This is a genomic window from Nonomuraea sp. 3N208, assembly GCF_052245935.1.
GTDB lineage: Bacteria > Actinomycetota > Actinomycetes > Streptosporangiales > Streptosporangiaceae > Nonomuraea.
Genome location: NZ_JBQQBR010000062.1, coordinates 39,962 through 62,901 on the forward strand (window position 1 = coordinate 39,962; position 22,940 = coordinate 62,901).

Annotated in this window: 16 protein-coding genes; 12 read left to right on the forward strand and 4 right to left on the reverse strand. The window is 68.0% G+C overall.

The genetic code is table 11. From position 1 onward, the window contains the following. Positions 1 to 124 precede the first annotated feature (124 nt). The 3 genes from ACTWPT_RS53835 to ACTWPT_RS53845 all read left to right on the forward strand — a co-directional run bounded on the left by ACTWPT_RS53835 (position 125) and on the right by ACTWPT_RS53845 (position 4,393). Positions 125 to 394 carry a hypothetical protein gene (locus ACTWPT_RS53835; RefSeq protein WP_443185330.1) on the forward strand — a complete coding sequence of 90 codons (270 nt, stop codon included), beginning with the start codon at positions 125 to 127 and terminating at the stop codon, positions 392 to 394. Between the two features lie 110 nt (positions 395 to 504). After that, positions 505 to 1,419, forward strand: a complete 915-nt coding sequence (locus tag ACTWPT_RS53840; protein WP_443185331.1) for a phosphotransferase — start codon at positions 505 to 507, stop codon at positions 1,417 to 1,419. Between the two features lie 1,450 nt (positions 1,420 to 2,869). After that, positions 2,870 to 4,393, forward strand: a complete 1,524-nt coding sequence (locus tag ACTWPT_RS53845) for an RICIN domain-containing protein (RefSeq protein ID WP_443185332.1) — start codon at positions 2,870 to 2,872, stop codon at positions 4,391 to 4,393. 137 nt (positions 4,394 to 4,530) lie between these two features. Here ACTWPT_RS53845 and ACTWPT_RS53850 read toward each other — a convergent pair whose 3' ends face one another. Genes ACTWPT_RS53850 through ACTWPT_RS53865 form a run of 4 tightly spaced genes read right to left on the reverse strand, consistent with a single transcriptional unit; the run spans position 4,531 to position 9,272 of the window. Beyond that, positions 4,531 to 6,201, reverse strand: a complete 1,671-nt coding sequence (locus tag ACTWPT_RS53850; protein ID WP_443185333.1) for an amylo-alpha-1,6-glucosidase — start codon at positions 6,199 to 6,201, stop codon at positions 4,531 to 4,533. Between the two features lie 17 nt (positions 6,202 to 6,218). Next, positions 6,219 to 7,025 carry a carbohydrate ABC transporter permease gene (locus tag ACTWPT_RS53855; protein WP_443185334.1) on the reverse strand — a complete coding sequence of 269 codons (807 nt, stop codon included), beginning with the start codon at positions 7,023 to 7,025 and terminating at the stop codon, positions 6,219 to 6,221. Further along, a complete protein-coding gene (locus tag ACTWPT_RS53860) occupies positions 7,022 to 7,987 on the reverse strand; it encodes a carbohydrate ABC transporter permease (protein ID WP_443185335.1) in 966 nt (321 codons plus the stop codon). Before ACTWPT_RS53860 ends, ACTWPT_RS53855 begins: the two co-directional genes overlap by 4 nt. A 4-nt stretch (positions 7,988 to 7,991) precedes the next feature. Continuing rightward, on the reverse strand, positions 7,992 to 9,272 hold the full coding sequence (locus tag ACTWPT_RS53865) for a sugar ABC transporter substrate-binding protein (RefSeq protein ID WP_443185336.1): 1,281 nt from the start codon (positions 9,270 to 9,272) through the stop codon (positions 7,992 to 7,994). Between the two features lie 245 nt (positions 9,273 to 9,517). On the opposite strand from ACTWPT_RS53865, the gene ACTWPT_RS53870 reads away from it, so the two are divergent. From ACTWPT_RS53870 to ACTWPT_RS53910, 9 genes are all read left to right on the forward strand, one after another. Then, positions 9,518 to 10,534, forward strand: a complete 1,017-nt coding sequence (locus ACTWPT_RS53870) for a LacI family DNA-binding transcriptional regulator (protein ID WP_443185337.1) — start codon at positions 9,518 to 9,520, stop codon at positions 10,532 to 10,534. 193 nt (positions 10,535 to 10,727) lie between these two features. Further along, positions 10,728 to 14,372: a LamG-like jellyroll fold domain-containing protein gene (locus ACTWPT_RS53875; protein ID WP_443185338.1), complete on the forward strand. Its 3,645-nt coding sequence runs from the start codon at positions 10,728 to 10,730 to the stop codon at positions 14,370 to 14,372. Between the two features lie 266 nt (positions 14,373 to 14,638). Next, complete coding sequence (locus tag ACTWPT_RS53880; RefSeq protein ID WP_443185339.1) at positions 14,639 to 15,667, forward strand: LacI family DNA-binding transcriptional regulator; 1,029 nt, start codon at positions 14,639 to 14,641, stop codon at positions 15,665 to 15,667. Beyond that, a complete protein-coding gene (locus ACTWPT_RS53885) occupies positions 15,664 to 16,662 on the forward strand; it encodes a LacI family DNA-binding transcriptional regulator (RefSeq protein WP_443185340.1) in 999 nt (332 codons plus the stop codon). Before ACTWPT_RS53880 ends, ACTWPT_RS53885 begins: the two co-directional genes overlap by 4 nt. A gap of 277 nt (positions 16,663 to 16,939) precedes the next feature. Next, positions 16,940 to 18,709, forward strand: a complete 1,770-nt coding sequence (locus ACTWPT_RS53890; RefSeq protein WP_443185341.1) for a glycoside hydrolase family 127 protein — start codon at positions 16,940 to 16,942, stop codon at positions 18,707 to 18,709. 10 nt (positions 18,710 to 18,719) lie between these two features. Then, the gene (locus tag ACTWPT_RS53895; protein WP_443185342.1) at positions 18,720 to 20,330 is read left to right on the forward strand and encodes a hypothetical protein; all 1,611 of its coding nucleotides are present in this window, start codon (positions 18,720 to 18,722) and stop codon (positions 20,328 to 20,330) included. Continuing rightward, positions 20,327 to 21,280, forward strand: a complete 954-nt coding sequence (locus ACTWPT_RS53900; RefSeq protein ID WP_443185343.1) for an ABC transporter permease — start codon at positions 20,327 to 20,329, stop codon at positions 21,278 to 21,280. Before ACTWPT_RS53895 ends, ACTWPT_RS53900 begins: the two co-directional genes overlap by 4 nt. Then, a complete protein-coding gene (locus ACTWPT_RS53905; protein WP_443185344.1) occupies positions 21,274 to 22,179 on the forward strand; it encodes a carbohydrate ABC transporter permease in 906 nt (301 codons plus the stop codon). The genes ACTWPT_RS53900 and ACTWPT_RS53905 overlap by 7 nt, the downstream gene beginning before the upstream one ends. Continuing rightward, a complete protein-coding gene (locus ACTWPT_RS53910) occupies positions 22,176 to 22,799 on the forward strand; it encodes a YesL family protein (RefSeq protein ID WP_443185345.1) in 624 nt (207 codons plus the stop codon). Before ACTWPT_RS53905 ends, ACTWPT_RS53910 begins: the two co-directional genes overlap by 4 nt. The last annotated feature ends 141 nt before the right edge of the window (positions 22,800 to 22,940 follow it).

The window sequence follows — 22,940 nt, forward strand, 5'->3', positions numbered from 1 at the left end:
GACCTGTGGCTGACAAGCACCCATGGCCGCTCGCCGCGAGGCAAGAGCCCCGCACCGTCATCATCAGCTTCGACATCCTGCACAACCATGGCGCACTTCAGCGCGTCGGACTTCGTCGCAGCCGATGACCGAGACCGAGTGGCACACGCGGATCGACTGGCTGATCGTCTGGGACGACGACAGCCGGGTCTTGGCGCTGAAGACCGAGCTGGTCGGAAGGGTCGAGCCCGACAAGCCCGGGCAGGCGCTGGCGGCCCTGCGCAAGCAGACCGGGATCGACGCCGCCGTGCTCCGGCTGAGCGGGGCGGAGACGGACGAGACGGCACGCATCGTCCGGTGCACCCTCGTCGCCGCGCCGCGCACGGGCGAAACGTCCCTCCGCAAAGGCCACTGAGCGGCGCAGGACGCGGCGACCGGCACGCCGAACCAGCCACCTGGGTCAGTGCCGTCGAGGCGGGCCTCGACGGTGGTCCGCCATGGACGGATCCGCGATGGATCGACGACGTGGCCGAGTGGCTGAGTGCGGACCTAGGGCTCGACCTCGACGACCGGCTTGAGCAGGTGCGTCTCTGGGATCTGTCCGCAGTGCTGCGGGCGGCCACGCCGCACGGCGACATCTACGTCAAGTCTTCCGTCGCCACCCCGCTCTTCGCCGACGAGGGAGCAGTCACCGCCGTCCTGGCCAAGCTCTTCCCCGCTCAGGTGCCCGCCGCTCTCGGCCACCACGGCGACAGGCGGCTGCTCGCACTCGCCGACTTCGGCCCGGCGATCCGACACGCGTCCGACGAGGTCAACGCCGAGATGCTGAGCTCCTACGCAGCTCTCCAGGTGGAGTCAGTCGAGCGGGTGCCGGAGGTGCGGAGTGCCGGGTGCCTCGATCGCCGGCTGCCGTGGCTGTCCGGGCAGATCGCATGGCTCGGCGAGGTGGATCATGCCGCACCGCCGGCCTGGTGCGATCCGGCCACCTGGGTGACGGCCGAGGAGGCCGCCCGGTTGCGCGAGTCCATGCCCGGGCTGATGGCCGCGTGCGCGGAGCTGACCGGCTTCGCCGTGCCGTACTCCTTGGTCCACGGGGACCTGCATCTGGGCAACGTGGCGCGGGGGCCGCTCGGCTACCTGTTCTTTGACTGGACGGATGCCGCAATCGCGCACCCGTTCCTCGACCTGAGCAGCCAATTCTTCCAGCCCGGCGGCAGTGCGCTCGACGGATATTTGGCGCGCTGGGCGGAGTTCGACTCGCCTGAAAGGCTGCGGGCCGCCTGGAAGTTGGCCGCGCCGCTGTGCGCGCTGAACCAGGCGATCAGCTACGCCTCTCTCGCCGCCCACCTGCCGCCTCCGGTGGAGAAAATGGTGGGCGGCGGCACCGCGATGTGGCTACGCCGGCTCCTGCGGGCGCAGGCCCCCGGCTGGGTGGGATAGGACTCGGTCGGCCTGCGAGAGCACGCCCCCTCCAGAACATGACACCGATCAACAGAGCCGCACTGTGGAACGCGTTGGACCGCCTCATCAGTGGCTCCGCTGGTCGACCACTAAACGTGGTGCGTGGGTATCGTCTCGACCACCAGGAAGTCACACGCGATGAGCGCGTGGGCCTGAGCGGACAGGAACTGCCGCCAGGTCGGCCCAGCCCGGCGAGGCGCCGGAGCGATAATCGGCGGTGTGCAGGATCTCCCACACCGTGGAGGGCGCGATCGGGTACCCCAGCCGGGGCCAACTCGCCTTGGATTCTCCTGTGCCCCCAGATCGGGTTCTCCCGCGCCATCCGAACAATCAGCGCCTTGACCGGCCGGCGGGTGCAAGGCCGTCCTGGGCGCCGCCTGTCGGTGAAGGTCCACTTCCGCGCCACCAGGTGACGATGCCAGCGCAAGGTCGTCGCCGGGGCGGCCGGGAACACCTCCGCCCAACGACGGCGCTGGACCAGCCGCGACAACACCGTCAGCCAGAGCCTGTCGGCGTGACCCCACCGAGGCCGGCCACCGAGCTGACGTCGAAGGACCTGATTCTCGTGACGCAGCACCAACAGCTCGGCTTCCTTGGACAAATCAGAGCAGGGGCCAGCACCGCCACAAGGCTGCACACGCACCGAACCACCCTGTAGATCAGCGACGACGACACCCCGCGATGGTGGCAGCCGCCACATTGATCGCGCATCAGAACCCCAGCTCAGAGCCCGAAACCGAATTTTCGAGCGGGACACGCTCCCATAGGCGAGATATGACGGTGACACCGTTGACATGCCATTGACATTCCTGCGTTGCGAGATCTACGCTCTCATCGAATCGATTCGTTTACCTCTCTTGAGCAACTCTCGCAGTTGAACTCATAGCTCTAGCTGCCCATATATGGGCCAAAATCGAATCGATTCATCGTGCACTGGCTTCATGGTCAGCGAGATCGTTCGCCGGAGGGGCTGTAAACCCTCGCAGTCGCCGTAGCACCCCATAGCTGCTCAGCTACTGCGATCGAGGCCGCCCACTTCGCCGTCCCTCTCACCCCCATTCACATTCGTGGTCCTTCTGCCGCACTCACCCCCACTCCCGAAGGAGCCACCCATGATTACGACGACCCAGCGACCGCCCAGTAGACGTCTCGCCTTGGCCGCCCGGCTCCTGGCCGGGATGCTCATCGCCGTCATCCTCCCGACCATCCCGGCGCCGGCGCAGGCTGCGGATGAATCCATCAGCGTCGATTTCGCCGTGGCCGGCGGCGCCCCGACCTACCGTGCGTCCGGCTGGATCTACGGCATGACGGAGAACGCCTCCGGGCCGGCAGATCACTTCTTCCGCGACGTGAAGTTCCGCTACATGCGCGCCGGCGGCGCGCAACTCGGCTCACCCGGCGGCTGGGTATCCGGCGCCTACGAGCGCAGGTGGAACGCAACGCTGGCCCAGGCGCGCCGGACGATCGCGCGCTCGGTGGCCAGTTCATCATCCTGCCGCATGACCTGTGGGGGGCGGACGGCTATCCGATCTCCCGCTTTCCCGGCGACAACGGCAACTGGTCCGACTACGACGCCTTCCTCACTCGCCTGATCAACGACGTGCGGTCGGCCGGGATCACCGTGCAGTGGGACATCTGGAACGAGCCGAACATCACCCTGTTCTGGAACCGTCCGCAGGCCCAGTACCTCGAGTTGTGGCGCCGCAGTTACCAGCGCATCCGCGCCGCCTTCCCGAGCCACCTGATCGTCGGCCCCAGCTGCGCCTGCGTGCCCTCCACCACGTACGCCTGGTGGAACTCCTACCTCGACTTCGTCCGTGCCAACAACGTAGTCCCCGACATCGTCAGCTGGCATTCCCTCCCCGGCGACCCGGTGGCCAACGTGGTGGCCGCCAATACGACCCTCGACTCGCGCGGCATCCCGCACCCGCGCCCGTACCAGATCAACGAATACGGCGCGTCCAACGAGCAGAACCCGGGTGACGGGTCCTGGTACATCGCCCGGCTGGAGCGGGCAGGCGCCGACGGGCTGCGCGCGAACTGGGCGAGCGCCGGCAACCTGCACAACGATCTGGGCAACCTGCTCGTCCGCAACAGCGCAGGCCAGCACCTGCCCAAGGGCGAATGGTGGGTCTACCGCTTCTACGCCTCCCAGACCGGCCAGATCGTCGCCGTGACCCCGAGCGTGTCCTACGACGCCTTCGCCACCAAGACGACAGGCGTGGCCAAGGTGCTGGTGGGCGGCGGCGGGACAACCGGCAACATCGCCGTCGATCTCCGGCGGCTGGACACGACGAGCGGCATCGTCCAGAACAACCAGGTCCGCGCGGTCGTGCAACGCATCCCGTACAACGGCGGCGATGCGGTCCAGGGACCGATCACCGTCCAGAACACGGTCCTGACGCTGTCCGGCAACGCCGCCACGGTGACCCTGCCGCACACCAACGCCGACGAGACCTTCACCATCACGCTGCTGCCGCCATCAGACGGCGGCTTCCAGTCCGTCGCCGTCGCGCAACACTCCCAGCAGTGCCTGGACAACACCAACCTCAGCACCGCCGACGGCAACGTCCAACAGCAGTTCTACTGCGAGGGCGGCGATCAGCAGCTGTGGAACCTCCGGCCGGTCACCGGCGTGGCCGGCGCCTACACGCTGGTCAACCAGCAGAGCGGCAAGTGCCTGGAGGTGAGCGCGGCGTCCACGGCCGACGGCGCCCCGATTCGGCAGTGGACCTGCGCCGGCGGAGTGCAGCACCAGCAGTTCACGCTGCGCAAGGTCACCTACGGGGGCAACGATCCCCGGGACTACCAACTCGTCGCCCGCCACAGTGGCAAGTGCGTCGACGTCAGCACCATCTCGACCGCGCCCAGGGCCCCTGTCCACCAATGGACCTGCAACCCAGCAGGCCAAGCCAGTCCTCTCAACCAGACCTGGCGGCTCTGGGGCCGTTGACAGCGCCGTTCTCGGCAACCGTCCGCAGCGCGTGTGCGGCGCACCGCTTCCCGGTGCGCCGCGCACCATCTACCCGGCTACTCGAATCGATTCGACAACAGATTGGGCGGGTGCTGCCTCACCTGCCAAGGCGGGGATCACGTGCTGCTTCGCCGCTCGTGGGCTGCAGCGAGGATGAGATAGGCGCTGGCCGTCCAGGTGTAGGCGCGGTCGCGTAGCCCTTCCCCAGTGCGGGCGTCGAAGTTCTCGGCGAACCCCGACTTCTCGCACAAAGCGCGGAAGCGGGCGCTGATCTCGTCGGCCAGGTCCGGGTATCCGGCGCGGCGCAGGCCGTCCTCGATCAGGACGGTCGAGGGCGCCCAGATGGGGCCACGCCAGTAGCCGTCGTCCTGGTAGTGCCCCGAAACAGGCAGTTCGGTGGCGAGCCCGAACGTGGTCAGGTGCCGCTCGATCCGGGCGGCCAACGCCGCGCGGACGGGTTGCGGCAGCTCGTCCCCCAGCACGATCGGCATGAGGTCGAGCAGACTGGAGGTGGACCAGGTACGCCCCGACCGCGCACCGCGGGCGACGAACCGTTCGCCGTCCCACAGCTCGGCGAGGAGGGCGTCGCGCATCCTGTCGGCCTGGCCGGTCCACCTGGCGGACGTGTCCGGGTCGGCTGCCAGGCGGGCCAGCTCGCGCATCTGGAGCACGAGGAAGGCGGCCAGGTCAGCGGTTTCGACGACCCGCTCGGGGTCGAACGTGGTGGCGTTGTCCCAGCCGCTGTCGTTGCCGTGCTGGTAGTGCGGCAGCTCACGGCCGGGGGCGCGGCGGGCGTCGAGCCAGAAGGCGGTCCAGCGTTCCAGCAGCCGATAGGTGTCGGCTGGTTCGGGCGCAGCAGGGAGGTGGCGCAGGGCCCAGCCGTGGATGGGCGGCTTGACGAAGTTGTGGAGGATCTCGGAGTGGGTGACGGAGTCGGGCAGCGCGCCGGCCGCGTCCTGGTGGTCGAAGGGCAGCCGGAACTGGTCCCAGGCCAGCTCCGGCAGGCCGCCGGCGAGGGCGATGGCGTTGAAGCAGTGGTCCCAGCTCCACACCTTGTCCATCCAGTGCTTGGACATGAGCACGGCGGGCCGGGTGATGAACCCGGCCGGGCGGACGGTGGCCGACCACAGCACGTAGGCGGCCAGTTCGGCGGCCGGCGTGCGGTCGCTGCGCCAGGGCGCGACCGCCGCGGCGAACGCGTCGAACTCGGCCCGCGCTGCCTTGGCGACCTGCTCGAAGGCGTCCGTGGTCGCGTAAGGGGCCCGGGCGGTTTCGTACTCCTCGATGGCGATCTCCCACTCGCCGCTGAGGATGAGACCGCGTTCGGCGGTGCCCAGCGCCTGCGTACCGAGGTGTTCGGCCTGCCCGCTGAGGAGGGTGATCCGGTAGCGGCGGCCGGTCTGGTAGACGGTGAAGACGTACGACCCGTCGACGGGGTCCTGGTAGAAGTACGAGCCGCTGAACGGCGTCAGCACGGGATCAGCGGCCAGCAGGCGGAGCCCGAGGCCGCGGCCTTTGACGCGTACGGTGTCGGGATTCTCGTAGGCCAGGTCGATCCGGTCCTCGTCGCTGCTCCAGGTGAGCTGGTGGGGGGTGGCGGTGATGGCGGTCTCGGCGGTGGGGATCAGCCGCAGGATCGCGTGCATGCCGGTCTGGTGCGAGACCAGGTGCACGTCCTCGGCGTAGGTCTTCTCCGCCACCACGGGCGAGAAGCCGAACCAGGATCCGCGGTAGCTGAACGGGATTTCCCGCAGGGAGAACACCGGGCCTGAGGCGGCGACGGTCATGAAGTGAGGGTCCCTTCTTAGTCTTTGACGGCCCCGGCGGTGACGCCGGCGGCGACGTAGCGCTGGGCGACGACGAGCAGGACGGTGGCCGGGATGGAGGCGATCACGGCGGTGGCCATGATGGCGTTCCACTCCTGGTTGTTGTTGCCGATGTAGTGGTAGATGCCGAGGGTGATCGGCTGGTGGTCGCCGCCCTGATCGAGGGTGGAGGCGAAGATGAAGTCCGACCACGCCCACAGGAACGCGAACAGCGAGACCGTGATGAGCGAGTTGCGGCTGACCGGCAGCACGATCGACCAGAACGTGCGCACCACCCCAGCACCGTCGGTGCGGGCGGCCTGCAGCAACTCCTCGGGGATACCGGACATGAACGTGGTCAGGATGAGCACCGCGAACGGGACCGCGAGGGTGGAATCGGCCACGATCAACCCTGGAACGGTGTTGAGCACGCCGGTGCTGAGGAAGATGGCGTAGAAACCCATCGCCATGATGATCCCGGGGATCATCTGCGCGATGAGCAGCACGAAGCTCAGCGCCCCGCCACCGCGCGGGCGCAGCTTGGCCAGCGAGTACGCCGCCGGCGCCGCGAGCAGCAGGGTCAGCGCCACCGTGCCGAGCCCGACGACCAGGCTGACGCCCAGGTAGGGCAGTTGCTGATCCAGCACCGCCCGATAGCCCTCCAGCGTGCCGTCGACCGGGAACCAGTTCGGTGGGCTCTTACGCATGTCCTGATCGCGGGTGAACGACACGTTGATCATCCAGTAGACCGGGAAGAGCATCACGGCGGTCAGCACCAGCCCGATCGCGGTCTTGAGGTGCCTCATGCCAGGGCCTGCCTTCGCTGCGCGCGGATGTAGACCAGCCCGAAGACCAGAGCCGTCACGATCAGCAGGTTGCCGACGGCGGCACCGGGCCCGAATGACGGTACGAGGTTGCCGAACCCGAGCCGGTAGGACCAGGTGGCGAACGTGGTCGACGCCCCGCTCGGCCCGCCCTTGGTCATGATCCAGATGATGTCGAACACCTTCAGCGTGTAGACCAGGCCGAGCAGCAGGGTGATCGCCGACACGGGGCGCAGCAGCGGGAACGTCACCTTCCAGAACCGCTGCCAGCCATTGGCACCGTCCAGCGCGGCGGCCTCGTAGATGGCCGGCGAAATCGCCTGCAGCCCCGAGTACAAGACCACGAGGTTGAACGGGACGCCGATCCAGATGTTGGCGATGATGACCGACCACAGCGACCAGTCCGGCGAGGTCAGCCAGTTCACCGGCCCGATCCCGAACCAGCTCAGCACGGCATTGACCACGCCGGAGTCGCTGTTGAGCATCCACGACCACGTCGAGCCGGACACGATCAGCGGCAGCAGCCACGGCACCAGGAACAATCCCCTGAGCGTGGCCGACAGCCGGAAGTTCTTCAGGAAGAACAACGCCAGCCCGAGCCCGATGGCGAACTGAAAGGCCAGCGAGACCAGCGTGAACACCACCGTGTGCCACAGCGCGGGCCCGAACGTCGCATCCGCGAACACCTTGGCGTAGTTGGCGAACCCCGCGAACGGGGCATCGCCCTGCACGAAGGAGCGCACCGTGTAGTTGCGCAGGCTCAGCTCGACGTTGCGATAGAGCGGATAGGCGTAGAACACGAGCAGGTAGAGCACGACCGGGGCGAGAAAGGCCCATGCCGCCCACTGGCTGGACCGCGCGCGTGCCGCCCGGTGGCTCCGTCCCGTCGCCGGTACGGAGTCGCGGGCGGCAGGACGCGCCTGCGTCTGTGTGACTCGGCTCATGCTGCTACTGGGTCGCGCTCGCCGCGGCCGCCTGCGCCGCCGCCATCGCCTCCTGCGGAGACTTGGACCCGCTCAGCGCCGCCTGGACCGCACCCCACATGGGCTCGGAAATCTTCGGGTACTTGGTGCCCAGGTCGTCGCTCGTGCGGCCCTTGGCCGCCTTGACCGCGTCCACCCACACCTGCAGGTCGGGCGTGGCCGCCACCTGCTTGGCCTGCACCGCCTCGGTGGGCGCGATGTAGGACAGGGTGGTGGTCGTGGTGAGCGAGTTGTCGGTGCTGGTCAGACAGGTCACCAGCTTCTGCGAGGTGGTGTAACGGCCGGTGTCGGACTGCACGGGGATGCTGACGAACTCGCCGCCGGTGGGCGCGGGCGCGGTGCCCCCGTCCTTGCCGGGGACCGGGATGATGCCGTACTCGAAGCCGGCCTCCTTGGCGTTGGCGAGCTGCCAGGTGCCGTTCTCGGCGAAGGCGTAGTCGCCGCCGGCGAACTCCTGCCAGCTCGTGGTCTGGGTGTTGTTGATGACGGAGTTGGGGGCGTATCCCTTCTTCAGCCAGTCGGTCCACAGCGCCACGGCCGAGACGCCCTCGGGCGAGTCGAGCTTGGTGAGGTTCGCGCCGGAGCCCCAGAACCAGGGCAGGAACTGGAAGCTGCCCTCCTCGGTGCCGATCGCCGAGAAGGTGATGCCCTTCTTGCCCGCCGCCTTCACCTTCTCCAGTGCCGCAGTCAGCGAGGCCCAGTCCTTCACCGAGGCGATGTCCACCCCGGCCTTCTCCAGGACCTCCTTGTTGTAGTACAGGGCGAGGGTGTTGGCACCGATCGGGACGCCGTAGGCCTTGCCGCCGCTCTGACCTGCCGCCAGCAAGTTCGGCGCGATCGCGGAGACGTCGAGCTTGTTCTCCTCGGTGGTGGTGAGCACCCCGGCCTCGGCCAGGGTGGAGACGACCGGATTGTCCACGATCAGCACGTCCGGGGAGTTGCCCTGCTGGGCCGCCAGCAGCGCCTTGTTCGTCAGGTCGCTGGTGTCATAGCCGGTGCGCTCGACCTTGACCCCGGCGTCGGTGCCGCACTTCTCCAGCAGCTTCACCCACTCTGAGCTCTTGTCATACTGCGGGTACGGGTCCCAGATCGTGTAGGTTCCGCCCCCGGCGGCCTGGCTCGCGCTCGTCGAACCGCCGCCGTTGCCGCCGTCGGACGATGACGAGCAGGCGACCAGCCCGCCCACGGCGGCCAGGACCGCCAGACTCGCACCGGCCGCACGCCGGCTCCTTGCCGCTGATCTCATTGAGCTGACCTCCGCTGACAGGCTTTACGCGGCTGTTTTCGAATGTCGATCGAATCGATTCGCCGAATCGGTTCGACCGAAGATAGGCCTGCTTCACCGTGGGCGTCAATGGGCGGTGCGGCAAGGTTTGCGCGCAACGTGCGACAGGCGGCACTTCGTCGTCACGGAATCCGGCGGCGTACCTCTCATGAACCGGTTCGACCTACGATGGTCGCCGACCGGCGGATTCGGACGAGGGAGCACGGGTGAACATCGGAGAGATCGCCAAGCGGGCGGGCGTGTCGCGCAGCACCGTCTCGTACGCGCTCACCGGCAAGCGCCCGGTGTCGGAGGAGACCAAGCGCCGCATCATGACGGTCATCGACGAGCTGGGCTACCGGCCCAACGCCTCCGCCCGGGCGCTGAAGGAGGGCCGCACCCGCACGATCGGCCTGGTCATACCGCCGGCCGGCCAGCGCCTGACCGACATGCAGCTCGGCTTCGTGGCCAGTGTGGTCGACGCCGCCGCCCGCGCCGACCTGGACGTCCTGCTGTCGCCCTCGGGCGGCGAGCACGACCGCTCCTTCGAGCGCGTCGTCACCGGACGGCGCGTGGACGGCGTCGTCCTCATGGAGATCCGGCTGGAGGACGACCGGGTCGCCCGGCTGCTGCAGAGCGGGCTGCCGTTCGTCGGCATCGGCCGTACCCGCCACCCCGAGGACATGTCCTGGGTGGACGTCGACTTCGAGACGCTCATCGCCAAGTGCGTCCATCACCTGGCCGACCTCGGCCACCGGCATCTGGCGCTGGTCAATCGCAACGCCGAGCTGGTCGCCGCCGGATACGGTCCCGGCCACCGCGCGCAGGCCGGCTTCGAGCGCGCCATCGCCGAACGTGGCCTGCACGGCGTGCAGGTCTGCTGTGCCGACGACGCCCAGGCCGGGCAATCCTGTCTCCAGCAACTCCTCGCCGAGCACCCGGAGCTGACCGCGATCGCCACCATCAACGAGGCGGCGGTGTCCGGCATGTACCGCGCGCTGGCCGAAGCGGGCTTGACCGTGCCCGGAGACTTCTCCATCGCCGGCGTGGCCGCCCAGCACTGGGCCGAGAACCTGCACCCACCCCTCACCGCCGCCGACGTCCCCGCCGACGAGATGGGCGCCCGCGCCGTCGAGCTGCTCATCCAGCGCATCGCCGACCCGGCCACCCCGCACCGCCACCTCCTGGCCGCCCCGCCCATCTCGCTCCGCAGCACGACCGGGCCCGCCCGGCCGCGCGGCTGAACCACCCGGACGATTCCCCCAGGTCGGCCCTTTGAGGGCCCGTCGCGGCTCGCATGACTGCGACATGGCGGCGACGTGTCACGCGGGTTTCGGGCTCTTGACCCTCGCGCCACAACACGCTTATGGTCCAGTCGAATCGATTCGCCGAATCGATTCGACTGACTCCTTGGCACTCCCCGAATGGGAAAGGCGCATGGCTCAACCCTCGTCCCGGCGGGCACGTATGCGTGTGCCGCACGCCATCCTCGCCTCCACGCTCGCGCTGACCGCGATCCCTGCAACCGCCTCACCGGCGGTCGCCGCCGCACCGGCAGCAGCCCCGAACCTCGTCCTGCACTACGACTTCGAAGGGGACCTGTCCGGCGGCACCATCACCGACCGCTCCCCCTCCGGCCTCGACGGCGCCCTCTCCAACCCCGGCTCCGCCACCACGGCCACCGGCGCCGACGGCACGCAGGCGCTGACCCTGCCGGGCGGCGCGAACGGCTCCACCACGGCCCCCTACGTGACGATCCCCAACGGCCTGTTCCGCGACCGCCCCGCCATGACCATCTCGACCTGGCTCAAGTGGTCGGGCGGCCCCGACTTCCAGTGGGTCTACAACCTCGGCAAGGACGCCGGGACAGCCACCTTCGTCACCCCGTCCTATGCCGGCGACGCGACCACGCGCTCCTCCATCAAACCGGTCAACGGCAACACCGAGGTGGGCGTGCCCGGTGCGCAGAAACTGCCCACCGGCCAGTGGGTCAACCTCGTCACCACCATCGACGGCAAGACCATCACCTACTACGTCAACGGCGCCACCATCGGCAGCACCAACGCCCAGCTCGACCTGGCCGCGGTCATGCACGCCGACGGCAACACCACCTCCGGCTTCCTCGGCAAGCCGTTCTGGAACGGGCACCCGTTCCTGGCCGGCACCCTGGACGACTTCCGCGTCTACGACGCCGCCATGACCGCCGAGCAGGTCAGCGGTCTGGCCGGCAACCACCTGGCCACCCTCACGAAGGTCGAGCAGACCTCCTTCGAGGTGACGACGTTCAGGGACGTCGCTCCGGACCTTCCGAAGAACGCCGCCGCACAGTTCTCCGACGGCATCCGCCGCAGCGTCCCGATCACCTGGGACGCCGTCGATCCTGCGCAGTACGCCAAGGTCGGCCAGTTCACCGCCAAGGGCACCGCGCACGGCACCCACGTCCAGGCCACCGTCCGCGTCATCGCCAACGAACTGGCCATCGACCTCGGCGCCGAGACCGGCGCCTTCCACGGCGGCGCGTCCGGCACGCTGTACGGCGTCTACGGCGAGGGCGTCCCCACCAGCAACCTCCTCGAAGGCATCAACCTGCGAACCGTGTCCACCAAGGCGCAGGACGGTCCCCAGCACCCCGGCGCCGACGCCCTCGAAGTGGTCAAGCCCCTGGCCGACGCCACGGACGGCGACGTGTACATCTACATGACCGACATCTACCGCGGCTTCCCCTACCAGTGGCCCGGCAGCACTCCCGAGGCCAGACTGAACGACTTCAAGGCGAAGATCGCCAAGCAGGTCGACCAGGTCCTCGAGCTCCGCAAGCTCGACCCGAAATACCAGGACAACATCGTCTTCGTGCCGTTCAACGAACCCGAAGGCAACATGTTCGGCACGGGCGAGTGGAGCTACAACCGGATCAGCTGGCTCAGCGACCCGCAGTACTACTTCAAGGCGTGGGACGAGGTCTACGCGCTCATCAAGGGCAAGATGCCGGACGCCCGCATCGCCGGACCCAACACGAGCGTGCTGTATTCCCAGGTGGAGGGCTTCCTGCGGCACACCATCGCGGCGAAGACCATCCCCGACGTCGTCACCTGGCACGAACTTGGCGACCCCGCGCGCATCCGCAGCAACGTGGCGAAGTACCGCGGCTGGGAGAAGACCGCGTTCGCGGGGACTCCGCATGAGGGCAAGCAACTGCCGATCAACCTCAACGAGTACGCCTACAACTACCACACCTCGGTGCCCGGCCAGATGATCCAGTGGGCCTCGGCCATCGAGGAATCGAAGGTCGACGCCGACATCGCGTACTGGAACATCGACGGCAACCTGTCTGACTCCGCCGTCCAGGCCAACCGCGGCAACGGCCAATGGTGGCTGCTCAATGCCTACGGCCAGATGACCGGCAACACGGTCAAGGTCACCCCGCCGCGCCCCAACGTCAGCTACACGCTGCAGGGCGTCGCCACCCTCGACAAGGCCAAGGCGCAGGCCCGCGCCCTGTTCGGCGGCGCGCCGGGCAAGGCCGACGTCCGCTTCGGCAACGTGGACACCGGGCTGTTCGGCGACACCGTGCACGCACTGGTCCAGGAGATCCCGTGGACCGGCCAGGTCGGCGACTCCACCCAGCCTCAGGTCCTCGCCGAACTGGACCAGCCGGTGCGCAACGGCTCCGTGACCTTCGCGTTCGGCGACGCGTTGCCCCAGCTCAAGGAGTCGTCGGCGTACCAGATCATCCTCACCCCGGGAGGCGACACCACCTCCCCCGCCCAGGCGACCAAGCTGTGGCAGGCCACGTACGAGGCCGAGAACGCCGCCCACACCGGCGCCCCCTACTACCGCAACGGCCCCGAAGGCTCACCCTCGAACGTGGCCAAGTTCTACACCTCCGGCGGCTACGACATCGGCGGTCTGCGCACCGGCTCCAACGTGACGCTCGACTTCAAGGTCTCGGTGCCGCAGGACGGCGCCTACGACCTGTCCGTCTTCGCCAACTCCCTCAACACCTTCGACGCCGTACGCGAGCAAGGCCCCACCAACGTCTTCCTCCGCGTCGACGGCGGCGCCGAGCAGGATCTGCACCTCCCCCTGGGATACAAGTGGGTCGTCTGGGACCACGCCGACACAAAGGTCAAGCTGACCAAGGGAGACCACGTGCTCACCCTGGCCGCGCGCAGCCTCGACGGCACCGGCACCACCAAGGGCGACGCCCTCATCGACAAGATCGACCTCTCCCTCGCCAATCCCGCGGCGGCCGAGACGACGTACGAGGCCGAGTACGCCACCCTCAAGGGTGCGAGCACCGACTACACCCGAAAGAACGTCTCCGGCTCCGGCCACACCACCCTCACCAAGGACCAGACCGCCACCTTCTGGGTCTACTCCCCCGACGACGGCGAATCCACCCTCACCATCGAAACCCTGGGCGGCGGCCGAGCCTGGCTGGACGTCAACGGCCGGCGCCTCACCGGCGTCAACGCCGACACCAAGGTGAAGGCGTTCCTGTCCGGCGGCATCAACAAGATCACCCTCACCGGTCAGTCCGGCAAGCTGCGTCTGGACCGCCTGGGCGTCGCCGACACCGACGGCACCCTCAAGCCCACCTGGTACGAAGCCGAGTCCGCCCGCATCGCCGGCACCGCCAAGGTCGCCGACTACCTGCTGGCCAGCGGCGGCAAGGCCGTCACCGACATCGGCGGCGCCCCCGGCAACGCCAACACCCTTACCTTCGACGTCACCGCCCCCAGCAATGGCACCTACGCCGTGACCGTCCGCTACTCCAACCCCGAGCAGTCCCCCGCCTCCCACTACAACCCCGACCCGCTGGCCCGCCACGCCAACATCTCCATCAACGGCGCCCAGCCCCAGCGCGCCTGGTTCCCCCACTCCTTCCACGCCGGCAACTTCTGGGAGCTGACCATCCCGGTCCAGCTCAAGCAGGGAGCCAACACCATCGCCTTCGCCTCCAACGAACTGCCGAACTTCGACGGAGATTCCTACATCTCCGACACCTTCCCCGACATCCTGCTCCGATCGAAATACGCCCCCATCGTGGACAAGATCGCAGTGACACCACTTGCCAAGTGACCCCTCTCTACGAGTGAAGCTGGGCGGGAGGCAATGATCCCGCCCAGCTCATCCGTCACTCTCGCTTTGAGCGCGTGCCAAGGCGGAGCCGACACGGCCACGTGCCTCGTTGTGGCCATTGCCGGTGGACGGGCTTGTGCGCCACGAGGCGCTGGGGGCAGACCGGTCACGCCTCCCGGACCGCGTCGGTCACCTGACCGAACAGTGTCGCTGACGGTCGCTGGCACTTCGGCGCCGCCGCCAGCGGATCACCGTAGACTGGCTGCATGCGCGTGACCATGCGAGACGTGGCCAAGCACGCCGGAGTCTCCATCAAGACCGTCTCGCGCGTGGTCAACTTCGAACCGCACACCCGCCCCGAGGTGATTCAGCGGGTGCGGGCCTCCATCGACGAGCTCGGGTGGGTGCCCAACGGCACTGCACGCGCCCTGCGGACTGGACTGACCGGGATCGTCGGCATCGGGGTGGCAGAACTGCGCAGGCCGTACCTGGCGGGTCTGGTGGAAGCCCTGGTGACGGAGGCGAACCAGCGAGGGATGCAGGTCGCCGTCGAGCCGACCCTGCGCGATCCCGAGCGCGTCCGCCGCATCCTGGAAGCCCGTGGCCGGGCCTTCGACGGGGTCGTCCTCATCGGTCATGACCTGCCGGACGCGGTGGCGGACGGCTTGGGCGAGAGGCCGGTCGTGGTCGTCCAGGGGAAACAGGAGCAGGCCGGGGCGGACCGGGTGGACGACGATGTGGTCGAGGCCGCGATGCTCATCGGTCGTCACCTAGCGGTCATGGGCAGGACCCGCCCGGCCGTCCTGGGCGCCTACGGCGGGTTCCCCTCGGCGGCGCCGAGTCCCGGCGCAGGAAGGATCGGGGCGGTGCTGAGTGCTGCGCTGGTCACGACCGGGATCGACCCGGAGAAGGTTCCGGTGATGCCCCTCGAAGCTCCCGCGGACCGTCGCGTCGGCGCGCGGGCCGCCGCCGAGGTCCTCGCCCGGCATCCGGAGGTCGACGCGCTGCTCTGCGTCAACGACGAGGTCGCACTGGGCGCGCTGGCAACACTGGCCGCGCGCGGAGTCGATGTGCCCGGAGGAGTGGCGGTCATCGGGTACGGCAACCTCGAGGACGGCTGGTTCTCCACGCCCTCACTCACCACCATCGACCCGGGCCGGGAGCGGCTCGCCCGCACCACGTTCGACCTGCTCACCGGACGCCTGGACGGGACGGCTCCCGCGCACGCCCGCGCGGTGGTCCTGCCCGTCAAGCTGGTGCGCCGGGAGTCGACGCTCGGGACGGGCGCCGGATGAGGCGGCCTACGCTGGCCGACGTGGCGGCGCGCGCCGGAGTCTCCGCGAAAACGGTCTCCAACGTGCTGCTCGGCCGTCCCAACGTCTCGGCCGTGACCCGCGAGCGAGTCCGCTCCGCCGTGGCGGAGCTGGGCTACGTGGTGAACCAGGCGGGCCGGGGGCTCGCATCGGGCCGGACTGGGCGGATCGCCGTCGCCGTGCCCAACCTCTACCAGCCCTACTTCGCCGAGATCGCCGAACGCCTGATCCTGGCGCTGTCGGAGAAGAACCTATCCACGACGTTGCGTATCGCCCACGACCGCGAGGCCGAGCTGGACGCCGCGCTCGGGGTGACGACCCGCGACGTCGACGGCGTGATCATCTGCCCTCATAACTTCACAGGTCACATGGTCGAGGACCGGGTGCCGCTGCGGCCCGTGGTCCAGCTGGGCGGCTACGCCACGCCGCTGGTCGACTGCGTCATCATGGGCGAGCGCGAGGGGTTCGAGGCGATCGTCCGGCACCTGCTCGCCTCCGGTCGGCGCCGGATCGCCCTCGTCATGACGGGCCCGGAGTTAGTCCCTCCGGCCGGGGATCGGTTCGCCGGCTATCTCGCGGCGCTGGAGGAATACGGCCTGCCGTTCGACGAGACGCTCCTGACGTTCGGTTCGGACTGGGATCGCCGCATGTCCGGATACGAGGCAATGGTGGGGCTGCTCCGCTCCGGCGTACGGTTCGACGCCGTCGCGTGCGTGAACGACGCCACCGCCAGCGGCGTGCTGCGCGCGTTGCGCAGCCACGGGATCCGGGTGCCCGAGGATGTCGCGGTCACCGGGTTCGACAACACCGACGAGGGCGAGTTCACCATCCCCTCGCTCTCCTCGGTCAGCCCCGAGCAAGCGGAGATGGTGGACGTGGCGATCCGTATGCTCCTCGACCGGATCGAGGGGTTCGACGGGCCCGGCCGCCAGGTTCGTACGGGTGTCCGCTTGGTGCTGCGCGACTCATCCGTCTGACCTTCGCACGGCCGCCCGCGTGGTGCGCTGTGTGACTCATCCGTCTGACGTTCGCACGGCCGCCCGTGTGGTGTGCTGCGTGACTCCTCCTGCCTGAAGTCCGTCCGACTGCACACTGATGGCGTTGTTACCCGCGCGTCATCTTTTGTCTCATCGTTGACAACGCTGAACTAGGGATTTAACGTCTGCTTCACACTTCGACCTGAGGGAGCCATCCTTGGCCAACCCCACTTCGCACCCCCTTCGCAGCCCCGCTCTCCCCCGTTCCGGAGTGGCTGTGCTGCGTCCCCTCACCGCGCGGCTGAGTCCCCACGGCGTTCTCGGCGCCTGGCAGCAGCGCAACGCCGAAGCGACCATCCCGCACTGCATCACCCAGCTCGAGGCCAGCGGCGTGCTCGACAACTTCCGGCGCGTCGTCGGCGAGTCCGGAGCCGCCTACCGCGGCTTCGTCTTCGCCGACTCCGACCTCTACAAGGTCATCGAGGCGGTCGCCTGGGAGATCGGGCGCTCCGGAACCAACCGCTGGGATGCCTGGCTCGACGAGGTCATCGGCCTGGTGGGCCGGGTTCAGGACTCCACCGGATACGTCATGACCTGGATCCAGGGCGTACACCCGGAAAAGCGCTTCGCCGAGCTCGAATGGACGCACGAGATGTACGTCCTGGGCCACCTGATCCAGGCGGCGGTCGCGCTCGACCGGGCCGCCGGCCGCGACGACCTGCTGAGGATCGCCCGGCGTTTCACCGACCTGCTGCACCGGCACTTCGGCCCCGGACGTGAGGAGGGCGTCTGCGGACACCCGGAGATCGAGACCGCCCTGGTGGAGCTCTACCGCCACACCGGCGAGGAGCGCGATCTCACCCTCGCCCAGCGGATGATCGACCTCCGCGGCCTCGGCCTGCTCAAGACGGGCCACTTCGGCGCCCAGTACTTCCAGGACCACCTGCCCGTACGGCAGGCGCGGACCGCCGTCGGCCATGCCGTACGGCAGCTCTATCTCAACGCGGGCGTGACCGACCTCTACTTGGAGACGGGAGAGAAGGAGCTCCTGGAGGTGCAGCGCGCCCAGTGGGAGAACGTGCACCAGCGCAAGATGTACATCACCGGGGCGTACGGCTCACGCCACCGCGACGAGGCCTTCGGCGACGACTATGAGCTCCCCTCCGACCGCGCCTACGCCGAGACCTGCGCTTCCATCGCGGACCTGCACTGGTCGTGGCGGATGCTGCTGGCGACCGGCGAGTCCCGCTACGCCGACGTCATCGAGCGGGAGATCCACAACGCGATCGCGGCCTCGGTCGACGCGAGCGGGACGCGGTTCTTCTACTCCAACCCGCTCCAACTGCGCCCGGACCGCTACGACGAGGAGAACGCCCCCAGGGAGCGGGCGGCCTGGTACGCCTGCGCGTGCTGCCCGCCGAACGTGACGCGGCTCGTCGCCCAGTTCGGCGCCTACGTGGCCTCGGAGGGCGATGACGAGGTGCGGATCCACCAGTACGCCGACGCTGACATCGACCTCCCGGCCCACCTCGGGGAGGGCGTGCTGGAGATGCGCACCGACTACCCGTCGAGCGGGACGGTCGAGCTGAGCGTACGCGGCCGGCTCGCGCCCGGGGTACGGCTGGCCCTGCGGATCCCCGACTGGTCGCGCGGCACTCTCACCCCGGACGAAGACGGTTACCTGCGCGTCGACCCGAGGACGGGATTCCGGCTGGAGCTGGACGTCAGGCCCCGGTGGACCCGAGCTCATCCGCGGGTGGACGCACTGCGGGGGTGCGTCGCCCTCGAACGAGGACCGATCGTCTACTGCGTCGAGCAGAGCAGCCTGCCGGAGGGCGTCGCGATCGAGGACCTCGTGATCGACGTGACGGTCCCGCCCGGCCCGGAGCTCACCGGGCACCGCATTGAAGCGCCAGCCGGCCTGTACCAGGCCTCGGGGCGCGTGCCCACCTCGACCGCACTCGCCGTACCCGCAGTGCCCTTCGCCACCTGGGGCAACACCGGCTCCCGCGCCATGCGTGTCTGGTTGCCCGCCAACGATCTGTAAGGAGACGTTCATGACCAGCAGGACACGACTGTGGTGCGGAGCGGCTCTCGTCTCCGCATTGGCCCTCACCGGATGCTCGGGCACGGAGAGCGAGGAGAAGAGCGGCGGCGGCACCGGCAACACCCTGCGCGTTCTCGTCGTCAAGCACGCGCTCACCGGGCCCATGAAGGACATGGGCTGGGTCGCCGACCTGGAGAAGAAGGCCAACGTCAAGATCACCTGGGAGGAGGTCTCCGCGGACTGGAACGAAAAGAAGTCCACCATGCTCGCGGCGGGCGACATCCCGGACCTCATCGTGGGGACCAATTCGATCGACAGCACCGATCTGGCCACCTTCGGCACCCTATTCGAGGACCTCAGCGACGACCTCGACAAAATGCCGAACGTCAAGGCCCTGTTCGGGGCCAAGCCGGAGCTGAAGGCAATGGCTACGCAGAGCGGCGGGGAGATCTACACGACCCCCGGATACAAGCGATTCTGGCCGCAGACCGTCACCCACCAGTACATCAACAAGAATTGGCTGGACAACCTCGGCATGAAGGTTCCCACCACGTGGGACGAGCTCTACGAGGTGCTGGTGGCGTTCAAGGAGAAGGACGCCAACGGCGACGGCGACCCGAACGACGAGATCCCGATGGACTGGTCGCCGGTGGGCACTGACGGGTTCGGCTACTTCCAGCCGTCGGTGCTCCTGGGCAGCCTGGGCCTGCCGATCTCGGGCGGCGGCGGCCAGGGCTACTTCGTCCAGGACGGCAAGGTCGGCAACTTCCTCGTCGATGAGCGCTACCGCAAGGTCATCGAGTTCCTGCACAAGTGCTATGCCGCAGGCCTGATCAGCAAGAACGTCATGACACAGGACTACTCCGCCTACCAGTCGGTCGGCCGGGGCAAGGGTGACGTGGCGAAGGTCGGCTTCAGCTGGGGCTGGACGGCCAGCGACCGGTTCGGCGCGGAGCTGGCCGAGCAGTACAGCGCCACCGCCCCGCTGCTGGCCGAGGCCGGCCAGACGGAGCCGGTGACCTGGACCTACGACAGCAACGGGGAGAACTACCCGGCCAACCAGATCGCGGTGTCGGCCGAGGCCGCCAACAAGGACGCGGCGCTGCGCGTCGTGGACGCCTTCTACGACCAGGACATCTCCCTGCAGGTGCTGTTCGGCGAGTTCGGGCAGAACATCACCAAGGAGGGCGACAAGAAGTACAAGGTCCTGCCGCCCGCCGACGGCAAGAGCGACCCGTCGAGCTGGAAGTGGACGACCACGCTCGCCGACCTCGGCCCCACCTGGATCCGCGACGACATCGAGGTCACGCTCCCCACTGACCTGCAGGAGGCGGTGGACCAGTCCGAGCCGCTACTGCCGGCCATCAAGAACATGGATCTGAAGCGGGACGTCTTCCCGTGGCAGTTCATCCAGCTGAGCACTGAGGATCTCAGCTCGACCTCGCTGAACAACCAGACGATCCTCAGCATCACCCAGACGAAGTTCGCCCAGTGGATCACCAAGGGCGGGGTCGCCGAGCAGTGGGACGCCTACGTCAAGCAGGTCACCGGCTCCGGGCTGCAGGCCAACATCGACATCCTCCAGCGCTACTTCGACAAGTACGCGACCGAGCACCCATGACAGTCACAGCCAGCCGCGCTCCGGCCGTCGCGCCCGCTCCCCGGAGCGGGCGCCGACCCCGGCATCTGAAGAGGTACTGGCAGCTGTGGGCCATGCTCGCCCCGGCGATCGCCTTCGTCGGCGTCTTCGCCTACATCCCGATGTACGGCATCCAGCTCGCCTTCCGCAAGTTCAGCTTCAAGCAGGGCCTGACCGGTGGCGAATGGGTGGGTCTGAAGTACTTTTACCAGTTCTTCGACAGCCCGCTGTTCTGGACGCTCCTGCGCAACACCGTCACGATCAGCCTGACCACGCTGATCGTGGGGTTCATCGCCCCGATCTTCCTGGCGCTGGTCGTCAACCAGGTGGCCAACGAGGCGCGCAAGCGGTTCATGCAGACCGCGACCTACCTGCCGCACTTCATCTCCATCGTGGTGGTCGTCGGCATGCTGCAGGTCTTCCTCTCCCCCTCCTCGGGGGTGCTGACCAGAGTGCTGGAGTTCGTCGGGATCACCGGCGTCAACTTCCTGGGCGACACCTCGGCGTTCGTTCCGGTCTACGTGATCTCCGACGTCTGGCAGCACTGCGGGTGGAACAGCATCATCTACCTGGCGGCACTGTCGCGGGTGGACACCCAGCTCTACGAGGCCGCGAAGATCGACGGGGCGAACCGGTTCCGGCTGGTGCGGCACGTGGACATCCCGGCGTTGGTCCCCACGATGGTGGTGCTGCTGATCCTCACCATGGGCGGGGTGCTGAGCACCGGTTTCGAGAAGGTGTTCCTGATGCAGAACACGCTCAACCTGCCGGTCTCCGAGGTCATCTCCACCTACGTTTACAAGATCGGCATCCTCAGCAGCCAGTTCAGCTACTCCGCGGCGATCGGGCTTTTCAACACGCTCATCAACTTCATCTTCCTGGTCATCACCAACCAGATCGCCAAGCGAGTGTCGGGGACGAGCCTGTGGTAACCACCTCCTTCCGCACCAGGTCACCGGGTGACATCGCTTTCTCCGTCATCCTCGCCGTCGTCTGCCTGGCCGTCCTGACCGCCGTGATCTATCCGGTCTACTTCGTCGTCATCGCCTCGGTCAGCGATCCCTCGCTGGTCGCCACGGGCGAGGTCTGGCTGCTGCCTCGTGGGGTCAACTGGTTCGGCTACGAGCAGATCTTCGCCGACGAGCGGATCTGGACCGGCTACCGCAACACCGTGCTCTACAGCCTGGTGGGGACGGCACTGAACCTCCTGGTCACCCTTCCGGCCGCCTATGCCCTGTCCAGGAGGGAGTTCAAGCCGCGCAAGGTGCTCATGGTGTTCTTCGCGATCACCATGTTCTTCCACGGCGGGCTGATCCCGACCTACATGCTCTACCGGGATCTCGACCTGCTGGACAACTGGCTGGTCTTCGTCCTGCCGCCGGCGGTCAACGTCTACAACCTCATCATCGCCCGCGCCTTTTTCGAAAGCTCCCTGTCCGAGGAGCTCTTCGAGGCGGCCACCATCGACGGGATCTCCTACTTCGGCTTCTTCCTGAAGATCGCGATCCCGCTCTCCAAGGCGATCATCTCAGTGATCGGTCTGTACTACCTCGTCCAGCACTGGAATGACTTCTTCACAGGCCTCGTATTCATCCGCGACTACGACAAACAACCGCTACAGATCGTGCTGCGCGACATCCTGCTGTCCAACCAGGCGTTCGCGGGTGGCGCCGGCTCGGCGGGCGGGGCGGGCGCCAACTACGCCCAGCAGTACGCCGACCAGATCAAATACGGCGTGATCATCGTCTCGACGCTGCCGGTGATCGTGCTCTACCCCTTCCTCCAGCGGTATTTCGAGAAGGGCGTCATGATCGGATCGGTGAAGGGATGAACGCGCTCCTTGGGTGGCACACCCGGCTCGGCGAGGTGGGGCTGCGGCTGTTCCGGCTTCAGTTGCTCTGGCTCGGCTGGACTCTGGCGGGTGGGATCGTCCTGGGTGTCTTCCCGGCCACTGCGGCGGTCTATGCCGTCGTGCGGCGGGATCACCTGGGCCGTGACGAACCTGTCCCACTGCGCGAGGAGTTCCGTACGGCGTGGCGGCGCGAGTTCCGTGCCGCCAACGCCCTCGGCTACACCTTCCTCGCCCTGTGGGCGCTGGTGCTCTTCGACCGGCGCCTGCTGGCGACAGCCGATCTCGGCGTGGCGGGTCCGGCGCTGGCCGGGCTGCTCTGGCTGCTGTCGTTCTTCCTGTTCGCCATGACCGTCGTCGTCTGGCCGCTGGCTGCGCATTTTGCCGAGAGCGTCCCCAAGCTGGTGCTGCGCAGCGCCCTGTTCGTGCTGGGCAGACCGCTCACCGCCGCCTTCACAGGGCTGGTGGTGGCGGTCGTGCTCTGCGTCTACTACGTCATCCCCGGCCTGGTCCCGGTCTTCGGGTTCGTAGCCCCTGCCTACCTCTCGTTCGCCCACCTGTGGTCGACGCGAGTGCTCCCTCGCCCAAGGAATCCTTCATGAGTCAGGCCGTCCCCGCCATCATCAATGTCGACGTCGAAGGTCCGGTGATCAGCCGGCATCTCTACGGTCATTTCGCCGAGCACCTGGGCCGCTGCATCTACGGCGGCTTCTACGTGGGCGAGGACAGCGACCTCCCGAACG

What these genes read in the sequence shown, in the direction of transcription:
- ACTWPT_RS53835 (WP_443185330.1), top strand. Translation starts at nt 125, where the DNA reads ATGACCGAGACCGAGTGGCACACGCGGATCGACTGGCTGATCGTCTGG.
- ACTWPT_RS53850 (WP_443185333.1), bottom strand. Translation starts at nt 6,201, where the DNA reads ATGACCGTCGCCGCCTCAGGCCCGGTGTTCTCCCTGCGGGAAATCCCG.
- ACTWPT_RS53855 (WP_443185334.1), bottom strand. Translation starts at nt 7,025, where the DNA reads ATGAGGCACCTCAAGACCGCGATCGGGCTGGTGCTGACCGCCGTGATG.
- ACTWPT_RS53860 (WP_443185335.1), bottom strand. Translation starts at nt 7,987, where the DNA reads ATGAGCCGAGTCACACAGACGCAGGCGCGTCCTGCCGCCCGCGACTCC.
- ACTWPT_RS53865 (WP_443185336.1), bottom strand. Translation starts at nt 9,272, where the DNA reads ATGAGATCAGCGGCAAGGAGCCGGCGTGCGGCCGGTGCGAGTCTGGCG.
- ACTWPT_RS53875 (WP_443185338.1), top strand. Translation starts at nt 10,728, where the DNA reads ATGGCTCAACCCTCGTCCCGGCGGGCACGTATGCGTGTGCCGCACGCC.
- ACTWPT_RS53880 (WP_443185339.1), top strand. Translation starts at nt 14,639, where the DNA reads ATGCGCGTGACCATGCGAGACGTGGCCAAGCACGCCGGAGTCTCCATC.
- ACTWPT_RS53885 (WP_443185340.1), top strand. Translation starts at nt 15,664, where the DNA reads ATGAGGCGGCCTACGCTGGCCGACGTGGCGGCGCGCGCCGGAGTCTCC.
- ACTWPT_RS53895 (WP_443185342.1), top strand. Translation starts at nt 18,720, where the DNA reads ATGACCAGCAGGACACGACTGTGGTGCGGAGCGGCTCTCGTCTCCGCA.
- ACTWPT_RS53900 (WP_443185343.1), top strand. Translation starts at nt 20,327, where the DNA reads ATGACAGTCACAGCCAGCCGCGCTCCGGCCGTCGCGCCCGCTCCCCGG.
- ACTWPT_RS53910 (WP_443185345.1), top strand. Translation starts at nt 22,176, where the DNA reads ATGAACGCGCTCCTTGGGTGGCACACCCGGCTCGGCGAGGTGGGGCTG.